Source organism: Ruegeria sp. HKCCD7221, assembly GCF_013031225.1.
GTDB lineage: Bacteria > Pseudomonadota > Alphaproteobacteria > Rhodobacterales > Rhodobacteraceae > Ruegeria.
In genome coordinates this window covers 187227-202577 of record NZ_WPZE01000007.1, presented here as the reverse complement: position 1 = coordinate 202577, position 15351 = coordinate 187227, and the positions used below count along the sequence as shown (strand labels likewise).

Genomic DNA, 15351 nt, shown 5'->3' with positions numbered 1-15351 from the left:
TTGACGCCACCGCAACACATCACCGCCTCGCCCACACGCCACGGCCCGGATTGCGCATTTCGTCTTTTTCAACATTGCACGGTGAAGTAAAAAATCAAGAATTACCGAAAGAAGCAGGCGAAAATGCTAAAAATTGGCTCAAAATCAGGAGTTGCCTAAAAATGCGCCTTTTTGGTCTAAAGACATGTGATACTTGCCGTAAGGCTTTGAAATCACTTCCTTCTGCCGAATTTTTTGATGTTCGCAGCCAAGGCGTGCCTGAATCTGTACTGTCTGAGGCGTTCGATATTTTCGGCGGTGGTTTGCTTAATACACGGTCAACCACATGGCGTGGTCTGGATGAAGAGCAGCGCGCGCGACCTCCGTTGGAGCTGATACAGGATCATCCGACCCTGATGAAACGACCGCTGATTGAACGGGATGGCGCGCTTTTTTTGGGTTGGACCCCGGAAACCAAGACAGCACTTGGCGTTTCCTGAAAGCGTACCTATCTGCTTTGACGCAAGAATGAGGACAAGAAATGCGTAACGCAGCGATGATTTTGGGTGTGATTGCCGGACTGATCGGTATGATTGTCGGCTTTTTTGGCTACGGCTATGTAGAGCTGATTGACCGGTTCGGCGAAGTCGAAGGGCTGGCCGAGCAAGTGGACAACGCCCAGCTTATTCAAACCATGTCCATCATTGCGCCCCTGCTGGCAATCGCGGGTGGGGCCATGGCTCATGCGCGGGCATTGTTCGGTGGGGTCTTACTGCTGATTTCCGCGGCTGGGATGTATTACGCGTTTGGGTTCAATGCGTTTACAATGTTCCCTGTGGCATTTGCTGCAGTGGCGGGCCTCCTTGGGCTGGCCGCGGGTAAACCGGACGAGCCCAAGGCGCATTTCTAGGTCACTTCAGGCGCAGCAGACGATCAAGCGAGATCGGACCTGCGCCGTTGATGACGATCACCAGGAACAGGAACGTCCACATGACGCGCTGATCCATCAGTGTGATGGCGTTGTCGAATAGACCACCCAGTTTCACACCGTGGCCGGTGACATCGACAATGGTTTGCACCCACACAAACCCGATCATGGCCAGCGCCGCGACCCGAGTCAGCAGTCCAACCAGCAACAAGACCGGCAGAACAAACTCGGCAACCGTACCCAGAAAGATCACTATGCGTTGAAAGAAGGTCATCTGGGTGACGTCGTACAAAACAGCCTCAGCCGCCTTGGGGAATATCTGACCGAACGCACCGGCAGAGGCCGAGAAAATAGATCCATCTATTTTTAGCGTCGCAGAGTTCCAATAGTAAACGAATAAAACAGCAACAAAAACCAACCGTGCAAGCGTCGGGGTCAGCCAGTTGGCTGAGCTGTCCAGCCGTCCCAGAACGTTGTTGTGAAGAGAGATCAGGGCAGTCATTGTGCCAGCCTTTCGATAGTCACAGAAGTAATGGCGCCACCTTGCAGCAGTAGCGCCAGAGTGTTCCCGAGATCAAACTCGGGGGTCATCGCAGATGTGTTTTCAAACGCCTGACCAATGGTCAAACCGGTCATCATATCTGCAATCCAATCCGCGCCGCCTGCGGGCAGCAAGTGCGGAGCGGGATCGTATTCGGGTCGGGTGACCAATACATCTTCGCCGATGGCCTGAGGCTTTGGTGCATCGTCTTGCGTATTAAAGCGCCAGATCGAGAATATCGGCCATTTGGACCGGATAATTTGCATCGACGGAGCGAATTCCAGTTTCGCCTGCATGACTTCTTCGGGAGAAACGGCCAGAGCCTCGGCGTCGACTGCCGTGCTGTCAGCGGCGTGGTAAGAGCGGCGCAGCGCCAATTCCAAACGGGCAACATCCGCGAGGTATCCAAGATGCGCCAACTGCTCCATCCCGGTCAGAAACTGGGGAAACTCTTCGCCATAGAACATCATCAGCGGGTTCGTCGGAGGGTGCTTGCGCAGAAATATCCCGGACAGCCCATCCATGTTCTGTGTACCGAGCAGCTTGGTGATCACTGGGAAGGCCTGATGCATCGCTTCGGTCAACGAAACGGCCACGTTATTGCGATAAACGCTGAAACGACGACCAGCAGGTTGATCGGATGAATCCACCAACCCGTCGGGAACCGCTTGGGAGGGATCCAGCAATGCAGTATGGAATGCGGTCTGAGATACACTCATGCCGGAATGCGGTCCAACGCCGTCTGCGCCCGTTCAGCCTCGGCCCTCAAGACAAGCCAGTCCGGTACGTCTGTGTCCCATTCAATCAAAACCGGCTTTGGGCCTGATTTTTCGAGTACATAGTCCAATAGCGCCCAAACAGGGTCAACGACTTCGCGCCCGTGGCTGTCGATCAGCAAGGGGTGGCCGTGGTCATCTTCGTCTTCGTCATGGCCGCCCAAATGAATCTCTCCGACCTTGTCCAGGGGATAGGCATCTATGTAGCCCTGCGGAGAGAAATCCAGATTGGTGGCCGAGACAAATACGTTGTTCACGTCCAGCAACAAACCGCATCCGGTGCGCCGGGTGATCTCGGCCAAAAACTCGGGCTCGGACCAGGTGCTTTCCTCGAAGGCGAGGTAGCTGGAAGGGTTTTCAAGCAGCATCTGCCGGCCAACAACGTCTTGCACCTGATCAATATGCTCGCAAATCCGGGCAAGGGTGGCGTCGGTATAGGGCAGGGGCAGCAAGTCGTTCAGGAAATGGCTGTCATGGGTCGACCAAGCCAGATGTTCCGAGAAACTTGCGGGGTTGAGCCAGCCGACAAGGTGCTTCAGGCGGGACAGATGATCGGAATCCAGCGGAGCCTCTCCTCCGATGGACAGGCCAACGCCGTGAACTGAAATGGGGAATTGTTCTGAAAGGTGACGAAGCTGCGCAAGCGGCCTGCCGCCGTCCCCCATATAGTTCTCGGCATGAATCTCAAGCCAGGCAACCGGGTTCGCGTGCTCGAGGATCTCGGCAAAGTGCTGGGGCTTGTAGCCGACGCCCGGTGCCGAAGGCAGTCTGTTCGATCGGATTGCATTGTCCAGCATGAGAATATTCCCCGGTCACGAAAAAGAGGCGGGCGTTATGGCCCGCCCCTAAATTCTTCAAGGCCTAGGCTTATGCCGGCAGGTCGCGTTCCAGCGGCTCCAGCGAGCCTTTGCGGTCCGAACCATCTGCCGATTTCGGCAGTTCGATATCGGCGCAGGTGCCCGCATCGACAAGGGTCCAGGCGTTGCCCTGATAATCTACGGTCGATGTACCGGCGCAGGTGGTGCCGGGGCCCGCGGCGCAATCGTTTTCACCTGCTAGCGATACGCCATAGCACTTTTCCTTGGCTTGCGCGGTCGCGGTGGTGGCCATGCCAGATACTGCTGCAGCAACGGCACTTGCGATAACGAGGGATTTAGCGGTGTTCGACATCTCGGAAATCCTTTTGATGACTGCGTATGTTTGTGTTTGACAATGACAAAGGTAGTGGCTTTGAAGGCTCAGTTAAATTCACGAGCCCGTGTCTCACAACCCCGTCAGGCAAGGTCATGCCCTCTTGAAGGGTAACACATTGTTTTTGAATTCGAAAATGGAAAATATTTCAATCCGGCCCCGTCTTGGGGCCGGATCGCAGTCAAATTGATGCTGAATGTTACAGCAGATCGGGCGGAGTTGCCGCCTTTGACAGCTCAATTGTTACAGTCTCGAGGGATTGAACCTGAGTTTGTTTTTCACCCAGACGGCGCACGCTGACGGTACGGTCTTCGACTTCGCGGTGACCGACGGCCAAAATCACCGGCACTTTACCGACAGAATGCTCGCGGACTTTGTAGTTGATCTTTTCATTGCGAATGTCCGCTTCGGCACGCACGCCTGCCGCTTTGAGCGTTTCCACCACTTCGGCGACATAGTCATCAGCCTCAGAAGTGATCGAGGCGACGACAACCTGACGCGGGGCCAGCCAGAAAGGCAATTTGCCAGCGTGTTCCTCGATCAGGATGCCGATGAAGCGTTCGAACGAGCCCAGCGTCGCCCGGTGTAGCATGAAGGGGCGGTGTTTCGCGCCATCTGCGCCAATAAAGCTGGCGTCCAGACGCTCGGGCAGGTTGGGGTCAACCTGCAGAGTTCCGCACTGCCATGTACGGCCAATTGCATCGGTCAGAGTGAATTCCAGCTTGGGTCCGTAGAACGCCCCTTCGCCTTCGAGAACCTCATAGTCGTACCCGGCGGCCTTACAGGCATCCCCAAGGGCCTTTTCAACCAGATCCCAACTTTCATCGGACCCGATCCGCTTTTCGGGGCGGGTGGACAGTTTGATCGTCCAGTCGTGGAAGCCTAGATCGGCATAGACCTTGGACAGGAACGCGATGAACTTGGCAGTTTCGGATTCAATCTGATCCTCGGCGCAGAAGATATGGCCATCGTCCTGCGTGAACCCGCGCACCCGCATGATACCGTGCAGCGCCCCCGAGGGTTCGTAACGCGCGCAAGATCCGAACTCGGCCATACGCAGAGGCAGGTCGCGATAGGACTTCAGACCCTGATTGAACACCTGCACGTGGCACGGGCAGTTCATGGGTTTCAGCGCGTTGATCGCCTTTTCGCGGGCGTGTTCCTCATCGACTTCAACGATGAACATGTTTTCCTGGTACTTGTCCCAGTGACCCGAGGCTTCCCACAATTTGCGGTCGACAACTTGCGGGGTGTTGACCTCGACATAGCCGTCACGCTCCTGCATTCGGCGCATGTAGTCCTGAAGGGTGGTATAGATTTTCCAGCCGTTCGGATGCCAGAAGATTTGCCCCGGAGCTTCTTCCTGCATGTGGAACAGGTCCATCTCGCGGCCCAGCTTGCGGTGGTCGCGCTTGGCGGCCTCTTCCAGCATGTGCAGGTGCGCCTTCAGCTTTTCCTTGCCGGTGAAGGCCACGCCGTAGATGCGCTGCAACATCGCGCGGTCGCTGTCACCGCGCCAGTAGGCCCCGGCGATAGACATCAGCTTGAACGCGTCGCCAGGCAGTTGACCCGTGTGCTGCAGATGCGGACCACGGCACAGGTCCTGCCAGTGGCCGTGCCAATACATGCGCAGCGGCTCATCGCCCGGAATGGCTTCGATCAGTTCGACCTTGTAGGGCTCATTGTTGGCCTTGTAGAATTCGATCGCGCGGTCGCGATCCCAGACCTCGGTGGTGACGGGGTCGCGCTTGTTGATGATCTCTTTCATCTTTTTCTCGATGAGGCCGAGATCTTCGGGCGTGAATGGCTCTTCGCGGTCAAAGTCATAGTACCAGCCATTGTCGATCACGGGGCCGATGGTGACTTTGGTGGCGGGCCAGATTTCCTGCACGGCGCGGGCCATGACATGCGCCAGATCGTGGCGGATCAGTTCATTGGCCTGATCTTCATCCTTCATGGTATGGATGGCGATTTGGGCATCTGCTTCGATGGGCCATTGCAGATCCCAATGCTTGCCGTCGACCGTGGCCGAGATCGCTTTTTTGGCCAGCGAGGTCGAGATATCGGCAGCCACCTGCGCGGGCGTTACGCCTGCGTCATAGGAACGTGCATTGCCATCGGGAAAAGTGAGAGAGACGGATTTTGAATCCAGGGCCATGGTTGGCTCTCCTCGTCGGTTTGGCGCCCACTGAACGCCCGGTTGCGGGTTATTTGTGTTTGGCTGCTTTGGCAGGTGGGGGGGCGTGTGTCAAGGGCGGGAGCGAGGGGCGCTGCCCCGCCGCCATTGGCGTTTGAACCAATGGCGCACCAATGGCGGCACCCCGGGATATTTTTAGCCAGATGAAGGGCGGATCGGGGAATTGCGGTTGGGGTTGGGACGTGCATGATGTGGGCAAAGCAAAGAGGGTTTTATGGCTGTGGCTGAATTTCTGGACACCGCGCAGGGGCGGCGGTTGGCGTATCACAAAAGCGAGGGGGCGGGGCCGACGGTGGTTTTTCTGGGCGGTCTCAAGTCTGACATGGAAGGCACCAAGGCGGTGCATCTTGAGGCCTGGGCGAAGGAGCGCGGGCAGGCGTTTTTGCGGTTCGACTATTCCGGGCACGGTGAAAGCGGGGGCGCTTTCGAAGAGGGGTGCATCGGGGATTGGCATGAGGATACAGCGGCTGCGGTTGCCGAGTTAACTGAGGGGCCTTTGATTGTCGTTGGGTCTTCGATGGGCGGATGGCAGGCCTTGTTGCTGGCCAAGATGATGCCGGATCGGATTGCAGGCTTGGTTACGATCGCGGCCGCGCCGGATTTTACCGAGGATGGATACTGGGCCTCGTTCACGGATGCTCAGAAACAGGCGCTGGAGGAGGTGGGGCATGTTGAGCTGCCGTCGGACTATATGGAGCCCTACATCATTACGAAACGGATGATCGAAGATGGCCGTGCCCGACTTGTCCTGCGTAGCCCGTTGGAGCTGCCATTTCCGGTGCGCTTTTTGCAGGGCACCGAGGATACTGCGGTTTCAACGGCAACTGCGGTCAGACTGCTAGAACATGCGTCTGGACCCGACATGAGGTTGCTGCTTGTCAAAGATGCGGATCACCGGTTTTCGGACGGGCCGTGTCTTGGGCTGATCGAGCAGGCCGTCATAGATGTGATGAATGCGTCATGATGCGGCTAATAGGTCGTCTGTGTTTGGCTCTTATCGCTATTGGGGGCCTAATTTACTGGTTTGGCCCACGCGAAGACGTAGACCTTCATCCTCAGTTTGATCCTCGGAAATTTGGCGAGGGCGTCCAAGTCTATTTCGAAAGCGTCGAGTCGGCGTTTGACGATATCGTCCCTGGTGTTGAGAAACGCGTGACCTGGCAGGACGGTTTCAAAGAGCGCAGAACTCCGGTTTCTGTTCTCTATCTGCACGGATTCTCCGCGTCATCCGAGGAAATTCGCCCGGTGCCCGATATGGTCGCTGACGCGCTGGGGGCAAATCTGGTCTATACGCGGCTGCAGGGGCACGGGCGTAGCAGCGAGGCAATGGCGGATGGAACGGCCTCGGGCTGGATGCAGGATCTGGCCGAGGGGCTGGCTGCGGCGCGTGCGGTGGGCGATCAGGTTGTCGTGATTTCGACGTCGACAGGCGGAACGCTGGCGGCAGCCGCTGCCGTAGACGAAGACTTGAGCCGGGATCTGGCGGGTATTGTCTTTGTCTCGCCCAATTTCGGAGTGAACACGCCCGGTGCCTGGATACCTGGATTACCTTGGGCGCGGGATTGGCTGCCTGTTCTGATGGGAGATACACGGGACGTCTCTGGCCCGGATCCGGAGAAGAACCTGTATTGGTCAACGACCTATCCTTGGGAAGCGGTCGTGCCAATGACGGTGTTGGTGGATGCAGTGAATAGGCTTGATTTCTCTGGCGCAAAGGTCCCGGCGTTGTTTTGGTATTCAGATGATGATCAGGTTGTACGGCCAGATATTACGCACGAGGTTGCGGCGGCGTGGGGCGCGCCGTCGACAACAGAATTGGTGACAATGGGCCCCGGAGATGACCCCGCCTCGCATGTTGTCGCCGGGAGGCTGATGTCACCAGGGCAAACGGATGCGACTGTAGCTGGTATCTTGAACTGGCTAGAAACATTGGGGATCAGGTAACGCAGGGGGGGTGATGCGTAAACCAGCCAGCATGTGGAGCCTTGAAACCCTTGGCAGGGTGCGTCTGTCTCGTCATTTTTTTATGCGCGATTTTCTGTATTCTGAGATTGGCAACTTTCACGAAATACAGAACATTCCCGACAATCCCGATTTGGCGATCCAGACGGGTCGTGCCCTGTGCTCAACCCTTCTGGATCCGCTGGAGGAAACCTTTGGCCGGGTCGGGGTGCGGTCTGGTTATCGCTCACCTTCCTTGAACCGGTTCGGAAATGAAAACCGTCTGAACTGTGCCCGAAATGACAATCCTCTGGAATGCCATATCTGGGATCGTGGGGAAGGGGATGAGAGGATCGCCGGGGCCTCGGTCGTGATCCCATGGTTTGCGGATCAATACGAAACCGGACGCGACTGGCGCGATCTTGCGTGGTGGATGCATGACCATCTGGATTACTCCGAAATCTGGTTTTTCCCCAAGCTGTGCGCGTTCAATCTGGTCTGGAGGCCGATACCCCTTCGCCGGATCGACAGCTATATCGTGCCGCGCGGCACCTTGTTGCGCGCAGGTGCCAAGCCGACTGAAAATCTAAGCACCCGGAAGGCGCGTTATGCGGATTTTCCGAAGTTCCGGGGAATAGACTATCCCTGAGTTTTTTCTTGCCGACATTAGAAAAACCTCACATCCTGCGGAAAAGTAACGCCAAGGTGGTCGAATTTAAGGAGGCCCAGCGTGATCGAACCGTTGGTTTTTCTGCCCGGGTTCATGTGCGACGCGCGGTTGTTCGGAGCTCAGATACTCTACCTGTCTTACCAGCGCGCGGTGACGGTTGCCCCGGTGACGACGGGTGACCGCATCGAAGAGATCGCCTCTGGCTTGCTGGACCAACTACCGCATCGTTTTGCCCTGGGTGGGTTCAGCATGGGCGGCGTTGTCGCGTTGGAGATCGTTCGGCGTGCACCTCAGCGCGTGTCCCGCTTGTGCCTGATGTCGACAGACGCGCAGGCCGATACACCTCAGATCGCTGCGGACCGGGAAGAGCTTATCGTAGGCGCAAGGTCGGGGCGGCTTGAGGATGTTATGAACAGGTTGATTGGTTCCGAGACTTTGGCACCGGGTCTGGGGCGCGTTCCCGTCTTGAAAGAAGTCATGGCGATGGCAAGGGAAATGGGGGCGGACGTCTTCGAACGCCAGATGCGCGCCCTGCAACGGCGTCCTGATCAGCAAGGCGCGCTGAGGCATATCAATATACCAACGCTGGTTTTATGCGGGGCGCACGATCAGCTTACGCCCGTGCGTCGGCATGCGTTCATGGCGGAAATGATCCCAAATGCCGAGTTGAAAGTCATTGACGAAGCTGGGCATCTGCCCCCGCTCGAGGCACCTGCAGCCGTGAACACGGCACTTGAATCCTGGCTGAACACCCCGGTTCGGCTGCCCTATTTGTAAAACGCTGCCCGTTCAGATTGGCTAAGGATTACAGGCGTTGCCACGGGCTGTCTGGTATTGGGGTCGAAGAAGACGGAGTTCTTCCAACTTCCGGAAATCCGCGACTTGAGCACGCGCGAAATCAATCCTTTGACGGCTGGCCCCAGCTTTTCATGGGACTGTTTGCCGTCGGGTTGCGGAACAAACCCTCGGGTCGTGATGGGACCCAAACCGCTTGGGTCTGCAATTCGCTTCACGATGAACCCCGCAAAGGGGAATTTCGGCGTTCGGGTCGTTACCGCAAGTGGCGCGTTACAGCAACTTGCGTACCAGCGCAGCATACCCTTGGGGCTGAGCTGCATCAGCGCCAAGTGTTCGGCCCCGCCGTCGAGCCTGATTTCTTCTGGCAGCATTTGCAGCACCTCGACAGGGCCGGGGGCAGGGTCGGGTTGTCCGAAATACAGCTTAGCGGCGCGGCAGTCATGGCAGAAACACACAGTATGCGTTGCAGATTTCGCCCCCGCAGCGGTGATCGCGCCGCGAAGCGCGCCACAATTGCAGGAAAAAGCGAAATCTTTCGCCGTGGAATTTGGCATGGTGATCAGGCGACTTTGTTCTTGTTCGCCGCCCGACGGCGCGGTTTACGCGTGTTGGCGTTCATGAAGTCGATGACCAGCGGGCGGATGTTGTCGCGCCAACTGCGGCCAGCAAAGATACCGTAATGTCCCGCGCCGGGTTCAACATGGCTTGCCTTTTTCGAATCTGGCAGCCCGGTGCACAGGTCAAGCGCCGCGATACATTGACCGGGGGCAGAGATATCGTCATTTGCCCCCTCGACTGTTTTCACGGCGACGTCGGTGATTTTCCCGATATCGACCTTGTGGCCTGCAACGACAAACTCGTTCCGCGCAATTTCGCGGTTTTTAAAGACACGTTCGACCGTTGACAGATAGAATTCCGCGGTCATGTCCATCACCGCCAGATACTCATCATAGAACCGGTTATGTGCGTCATGATCCGACGCCTCACCGCGCATGACGCGCTGAATCTGGTCCGAAAACGCCTTGGAATGGCGATCCGCGTTCATAGACATGAATGACGCCAGTTGCAGCAGGCCGGGATAAACCATGCGACCAACGCCTTTGTACTTGAAGCCGACGCGCTGAATCATGGTCTCTTCCAGCTGGCCCATTGTCACGCGGCGGCCAAAATCGGTTACGTCAGTGGGTGTTGCGTCCGGGTCAACAGGTCCGCCGATCAGCGTCAGCGTGCTGGGCTGCGCTTTGGGCTCTACCTCGGCCAGATACGCGGTTGCGGCCAATGTCAGCGGGGCGGGTTGGCAAACTGCAACAACATGAGTCTCTGGTCCCAGTTCTTTCATGAAATCGACAAGATAGAGGGTATAGTCCTCTACATCGAACTTTCCTTCGGACACGGGGATATCGCGCGCATTATGCCAGTCGGTGACGTAGACTTCGCAATTGACCAACAGGCTTTTGACTGTCGAGCGCAGCAGCGTTGCATAGTGGCCGGACATGGGAGCGACCACCAGAACCTTGCGCGCTTGTTCTTCGCGCCCGTTCACGCGGACGTGGATCAGGTCGCCGAACGGACGCTCCAACACGGGGACGATATCGACAATATGGTCCCGGCCGTCCTCGCAGGTATAGGTGCGAATGCCCCAGTCGGGTTTGGCAATCATGCGCTGAAAGGTGCGTTCTGTCACCTCGCCCCAGGCCGCCATCATGCTGAACACTGGATTGGGAACCATCGAAAACAGTGGGTAAGAGGCCATCGCACTGGCGGTTGCACCCATCCACTGGTTGGTGTTGCGCATGGTTTCCATCAAGTCGTAGGTCATCATGTAGCGCATAAAATGGGTCTCCTGGGTATCAGTCTGAAAGTTCGGACCATTCGCCGCTTTGCCCATGGCATTTGCGACGTTATTCTGCATAGCAGCGAGGTTAGGGGGGAATTGTTAAAATGACAACAAGTCAAGACCAGAGTCCGGAGCTAACCGAGGAACACCTTGAACGGCTTAAAGAAAATATGAACAAAGTCGAAGAGCTTTCAAAGCGTCTGGTGGAAGTGATGGCCGGAAAAAAGGGCCACAACCCCGCGCTGGACGGTCCGAATCAAGAGCTTTTTGCACGAGCAGCAACAGCGTATTTTTCCGAAGCATGGCAAAATCCCGCCAAGCTGATGGAACATCAGATCGAATTCTGGGGAAAATCCGTTCTAAACTTTGCTGAAGCGCAGAAGGCCATGACGACGGGCGAAGTTGATGACAGCGATACCGCCCCTAAAGACAAGCGCTTCAGCAATCCTATGTGGGAAGTAAATCCCTATTTCCGCTTTATCCGCCAGCAGTATCAAACCAATGCCGAGGTCATCACACAGGCCGTCGCGTCGGTTGAAGATATGGACGACAAGGACAAAAAGCGCCTGCGGTACTTCTCGCAACAGATCATCGACATGATGTCTCCGACCAATTTTCTGGCAACCAATCCGGACGCTTTGGAGAAGGCGGTCGAAACCGAGGGGCAATCGCTGATCAAGGGGCTGGAAAACCTGGTTGCCGATCTTGAAGCCAATGATGGTGAAATGGTTGTCAGGCTGGCGGATGAGAGCGCCTTTGAAGTGGGTGGCAACATCGCCACAACGCCGGGTGAGGTTGTGTATCGCAACCGGCTAATGGAATTGATCCAATACAAGCCTGCAACCGAGACAGTTTGCGAAACGCCGCTTGTTCTGTTCCCGCCCTGGATCAACAAGTTCTACATTCTGGATCTCAAGGCGCAGAACAGTCTGATCAAATGGGTGACCGAGCAGGGATATACCTTGTTTGTCGTAAGCTGGGTGAATGCAAATGAATCCCACGCTGATATTGGTATGGGGGATTACGTCGAAGAAGGGTTCCTGACCGCGATCGAACAGGTCAAGTCGATCTGCAAGGTCAAGCAGGTGAACGCTGTAGGTTACTGTATCGCGGGAACCACGCTTAGCCTGACCCTGTCCCTTCTCAAGCAGCGGGGGGACAAGTCGATCAAGTCGGCCACGTTTTTTACCGCCCTCACGGATTTCGGCGATCAAGGAGAGTTCACGCCCTTCTTGCAAAACGACTTCGTGGACGGAATCGAAGATCAGATTTCCAAGGATGGAATTCTGAAAGCCTGGCTGGTTGGACGAACGATGTCGTTCCTGCGCTCGAATGATCTGATCTATGGTCCTGCGATCCGCAGCTATATGATGGGCGAGACACCACCCGCATTCGACCTGCTGTTCTGGAACGGAGATGGTGCGAATTTGCCCGGTCGCATGGCTGTGGAGTATCTGCGCGGCTTGTGCCAGAGCAACGACTTCGTCAACGACGGGTTCGAGTTGCTGGGGCATAAACTGCATGTCCGTGATGTCGACGTTCCGTTGATGGCCATCACCTGCGAAACGGACCACATTGCAGCATGGAAGGATTGCTATCGCGGCGTGCAGCAAATGGGATCGAAGTCAAAGACGTTCATTGTGTCAGAATCCGGCCATATTGCGGGGATCGTGAACCCGCCCAGCAAAAAGAAATATGGCCATTACACCAACACCAATTTGAAAGCGGATGCCGAGACTTGGATGAAAGAGGCCGAGTACCATCAGGGATCGTGGTGGCCCCGCTGGGAGGCCTGGCTAAAAAAGCGGTCAGGCAAACAGGTTCAGGCCCGTACACCGGGCGATTCGGATCATCCGCCACTGGCGCCCGCGCCCGGAACGTATGTTTTGGTTAAGTCAACGAATTGATTTTGTGTGAGTTTTTATTTTTTGCTGCGACGCAGCAATAAATTTCTTGCAATGCTGCGATGCAGCAACCATATTGTCCTCAAGCTGATGAAAACCGGGGTGGGCCCGGTTCGGCAAAAGGATTAGGACAATGGCAAAGACTCAAGACTTTACCGCGACCCTGAAAGACATGATGGGCGCGTTCCCTGTTGACACCACCGCTCTGGAAGGTGCCTTCAAGTCGACCGCAAGCCTGAACGAAAAGCTGTCGGGTGTTGCGCTGGACGCCGCTGAAAAGTCGGCTGAAATCTCGAACAAATGGACCAAAGACACTCTGGCCAAACTGACCGAGATGTCGAAAGCAAAAGCAGAACCTGCTGAATACGCAAAAGCTGCGACTGATTTCGCTAGCGCGTCGGCTGAAGTTGCTGCAGAAAACCTGGCGGCCTTCGCTGAAATCGCGAAAAAAGTTCAGACCGAAACTGTTGAGCTGCTGATGGCTGCTGGCAAAGAAGCTGCGGAAGACGCAACTGCTGCTGTCAAGAAAGCAACCAACGACGTGACAGCCGCTGCCAAGAAAGCAACTGCTGCCAAGTAAAAAAATGAATGCCGCGAGGCGCACCCATTCCTCCCAACCGGTGCAATCGCGCAGGGCAGGTCGAAAGACCTGCCCTTTCTTTTTGTGCTGCAGTCGCATAACCTCTGCTGCAACGCATCATCCTTGGGGAGGGAAACCGGTGGCAGACCAGGAAAAACCGTTACTAATCAAACGATATGCCAGTCGTCGGCTGTATAACACCGAGACCAGCGATTACGTCACGCTCGAGGATATCGCGGCGTTTATTCGTGACGGGCGGGAAGTGCAGATTATCGACCTGAAAACCGGGGATGATCTGACACGGCAATATCTGCTTCAAATCATTGCTGAACATGAAAGCCGGGGCGAGAATGTGCTGCCTGTGAATGTGCTCAATGATCTTGTGCGCAGTTACATGTTGCCGGGCGGGGGTATGATGCCTCAGTTCCTGCAAAGCTCGTTCGAGATGCTGCGCGAAAGCCAAAGCAAAATGATGGAAAACATGAGCGCAATGAACCCCATGTCTCAGATGCCGGGGTTCGAGGCAATGCAGGCGCAGCAACAGGCATTTCTTAAAGCGATGACCGGTGGTTTGTCCGGCGGTTGGTCCGGTCCGGACAAGGAAGATGAGGGTAAGTCAGAGCCGAAAGAGGATCTGGACGATATCAAAAAGCAGCTTGCCGAATTGCAGCAGAAATTGTCCAAGCTGAACTGATCCAGCCTTCCAAAACGAATAAAGCCCGCCTTTTGGCGGGCTTTTTTGTGATGGGCTGTGGTTCAGGTGCCGAAGGCCATCGCTGGTGCGGTAACCTCGCCGACGGATGCCAGCAGAATATCGGCAATTACGTCCAATTCTTCGCGGGTCAGGCGCACAGGCAAGCGAACGTCGCAAGCCTTCATCAACATTGCGCGGGTTTGCGGCAATTCGACCTGCTCAGGCAGGAATTGCCAGTTCCAAAAGGCGCGGGCATTGTCTTCGCTCAGACCAAAAACCTGGACTTTGACCCCGCGCGCCTCTGATGCCGCCGCAAAAGCGCGGATGTCATCATCGCTGAGGTCGACCAAGTTGAACTGGATCGAGTCCGGGGCCCGGCGTTCGGGCGACAGCGGGGCGGGCACGTCGATATTCGGCGACGTGTTCAGGCGATCCGCGACATAGTCGTGATTGGACAGACCGTCGCGCACGCGACGCGCCAGTTCAGGGATCTGTGGTCGGATCACGGCGGCGCTCAGGTTGCTCATCCGCAGATTATACAGCGGTAGCTGGTTCTGCCAGCGAGCAAAGGCCTGCTCCAACTCGGGCGAGTTGTCTCCGTGAGGGCCTTTGTGTTTTTTCCAGTTATGCTCATAAGCGCCCGACATGATGACGGCGCGCGCCACCAAATCCGCGTCATCGGTGATCAGAATGCCGCCTTCGCCCGCGTTGATCATCTTGTAGGACTGGAACGAGAAACAGCCGACCTTACCGATCGTGCCAATATTGCGCCCGTGCCACGTGGTGCCCAGCGAATGGGCTGCATCCTCGATTACGGGAATGTCGCGAGCGTCACACAGCGCCATGATCGCGTCCATGTCGGACGTGTGTCCGCGCATGTGGCTGATGATCACGGCCTGAACATCGTCCAGTTTGGTGGCAAAGTCTGCCATGTCTATGCGGTAATTGTCGGCAACTTCGCACAGTACCGGAATGCAATCTGCGTGAACGACCGAGGACGGAACAGCCGCAAAGGTAAAGCCGGGGATCAGGACACGTGCGTCGCGCGGCAGGCCCAAGGCTTTGAGCGACAGGAACAGCGCAGCCGAGCAGGACGAAACCGCCAGCGCATATTTGGTACCTAGCAACTCGGCGAATTCAGCCTCAAGCAAAGCAACCGGCGCGTCTTGCGGCGCGGTATAGCGGAACAGGTCGCCCGACTGCATCAAGGCGTCGATGGCTTCGCGGGCGGCAACGGGGATGGGTTCGGCGTCATGAACGTTTGGAGGAAGCGTCATATTTGGTTTTCCCGAATTCTATCTTTGGGAAAGATAAA

General features: G+C 56.3%; 17 protein-coding genes. 9 read left to right on the top strand and 8 right to left on the bottom strand.

The genetic code is table 11. The features are described 5' to 3' along the window. The first annotated feature begins 161 nt into the window (after positions 1-161). Both GOX73_RS16665 and GOX73_RS16660 read left to right on the top strand, forming a co-directional pair. The gene (locus GOX73_RS16665; RefSeq protein WP_171126603.1) at positions 162-479 is read left to right on the top strand and encodes an ArsC/Spx/MgsR family protein; all 318 of its coding nucleotides are present in this window, start codon (positions 162-164) and stop codon (positions 477-479) included. 41 nt (positions 480-520) lie between these two features. Next, on the top strand, positions 521-889 hold the full coding sequence (locus GOX73_RS16660) for a hypothetical protein (RefSeq protein ID WP_171122087.1): 369 nt from the start codon (positions 521-523) through the stop codon (positions 887-889). A 1-nt stretch (position 890) separates the two neighbouring features. Here GOX73_RS16660 and GOX73_RS16655 read toward each other — a convergent pair whose 3' ends face one another. The 5 genes from GOX73_RS16655 to thrS form a co-directional block, all read right to left on the bottom strand. Then, complete coding sequence (locus GOX73_RS16655; protein WP_171122088.1) at positions 891-1409, bottom strand: DoxX family membrane protein; 519 nt, start codon at positions 1407-1409, stop codon at positions 891-893. Continuing rightward, a complete protein-coding gene (locus tag GOX73_RS16650) occupies positions 1406-2167 on the bottom strand; it encodes a DNA-binding domain-containing protein (RefSeq protein ID WP_171126469.1) in 762 nt (253 codons plus the stop codon). Before GOX73_RS16650 ends, GOX73_RS16655 begins: the two co-directional genes overlap by 4 nt. Continuing rightward, the gene (locus GOX73_RS16645) at positions 2164-3021 is read right to left on the bottom strand and encodes a DUF692 family multinuclear iron-containing protein (protein WP_171126470.1); all 858 of its coding nucleotides are present in this window, start codon (positions 3019-3021) and stop codon (positions 2164-2166) included. The genes GOX73_RS16650 and GOX73_RS16645 overlap by 4 nt, the downstream gene beginning before the upstream one ends. A 70-nt stretch (positions 3022-3091) precedes the next feature. Beyond that, complete coding sequence (locus GOX73_RS16640; RefSeq protein WP_171122091.1) at positions 3092-3394, bottom strand: DUF2282 domain-containing protein; 303 nt, start codon at positions 3392-3394, stop codon at positions 3092-3094. Between the two features lie 220 nt (positions 3395-3614). Then, the gene (gene thrS / locus GOX73_RS16635) at positions 3615-5573 is read right to left on the bottom strand and encodes a threonine--tRNA ligase (protein ID WP_171126471.1); all 1959 of its coding nucleotides are present in this window, start codon (positions 5571-5573) and stop codon (positions 3615-3617) included. Between the two features lie 253 nt (positions 5574-5826). Here thrS and GOX73_RS16630 point away from each other — a divergent pair, with 253 nt between their 5' ends. From GOX73_RS16630 to GOX73_RS16615, 4 genes are all read left to right on the top strand, one after another. Then, positions 5827-6576 carry a carboxylesterase gene (locus GOX73_RS16630; RefSeq protein WP_171126472.1) on the top strand — a complete coding sequence of 250 codons (750 nt, stop codon included), beginning with the start codon at positions 5827-5829 and terminating at the stop codon, positions 6574-6576. Next, entirely contained in the window at positions 6573-7556 is a 984-nt protein-coding gene (locus tag GOX73_RS16625) for a carboxylesterase (RefSeq protein ID WP_171126473.1), read from the top strand. The genes GOX73_RS16630 and GOX73_RS16625 overlap by 4 nt, the downstream gene beginning before the upstream one ends. Positions 7557-7587: 31 nt before the next feature. Further along, entirely contained in the window at positions 7588-8202 is a 615-nt protein-coding gene (locus GOX73_RS16620; RefSeq protein WP_171126604.1) for a hypothetical protein, read from the top strand. A gap of 81 nt (positions 8203-8283) precedes the next feature. Further along, positions 8284-9000, top strand: coding sequence for an alpha/beta fold hydrolase (locus GOX73_RS16615; protein ID WP_171126474.1), 717 nt, complete (start codon positions 8284-8286; stop codon positions 8998-9000). Here the strand turns inward: GOX73_RS16615 and GOX73_RS16610 are convergent. Both GOX73_RS16610 and phaZ read right to left on the bottom strand, forming a co-directional pair. Continuing rightward, a complete protein-coding gene (locus GOX73_RS16610; RefSeq protein ID WP_171126475.1) occupies positions 8991-9575 on the bottom strand; it encodes a DUF6151 family protein in 585 nt (194 codons plus the stop codon). The genes GOX73_RS16615 and GOX73_RS16610 overlap by 10 nt on opposite strands. 5 nt (positions 9576-9580) lie before the next feature. Further along, a complete protein-coding gene (gene phaZ, locus GOX73_RS16605) occupies positions 9581-10852 on the bottom strand; it encodes a polyhydroxyalkanoate depolymerase (RefSeq protein WP_171122097.1) in 1272 nt (423 codons plus the stop codon). Positions 10853-10962: 110 nt separating this feature from the next. Here phaZ and GOX73_RS16600 point away from each other — a divergent pair, with 110 nt between their 5' ends. From GOX73_RS16600 to phaR, 3 genes are all read left to right on the top strand, one after another. Further along, on the top strand, positions 10963-12765 hold the full coding sequence (locus GOX73_RS16600) for an alpha/beta hydrolase (RefSeq protein WP_171126476.1): 1803 nt from the start codon (positions 10963-10965) through the stop codon (positions 12763-12765). 130 nt (positions 12766-12895) lie between these two features. Continuing rightward, a complete protein-coding gene (locus GOX73_RS16595; protein ID WP_171122099.1) occupies positions 12896-13342 on the top strand; it encodes a phasin family protein in 447 nt (148 codons plus the stop codon). 139 nt (positions 13343-13481) lie between these two features. Continuing rightward, positions 13482-14036, top strand: a complete 555-nt coding sequence (gene phaR, locus GOX73_RS16590) for a polyhydroxyalkanoate synthesis repressor PhaR (protein ID WP_171122100.1) — start codon at positions 13482-13484, stop codon at positions 14034-14036. 62 nt (positions 14037-14098) lie between these two features. Here phaR and GOX73_RS16585 read toward each other — a convergent pair whose 3' ends face one another. Further along, positions 14099-15313, bottom strand: coding sequence for a DegT/DnrJ/EryC1/StrS aminotransferase family protein (locus GOX73_RS16585; RefSeq protein WP_171126477.1), 1215 nt, complete (start codon positions 15311-15313; stop codon positions 14099-14101). Between the last annotated feature and the right edge of the window lie 38 nt (positions 15314-15351).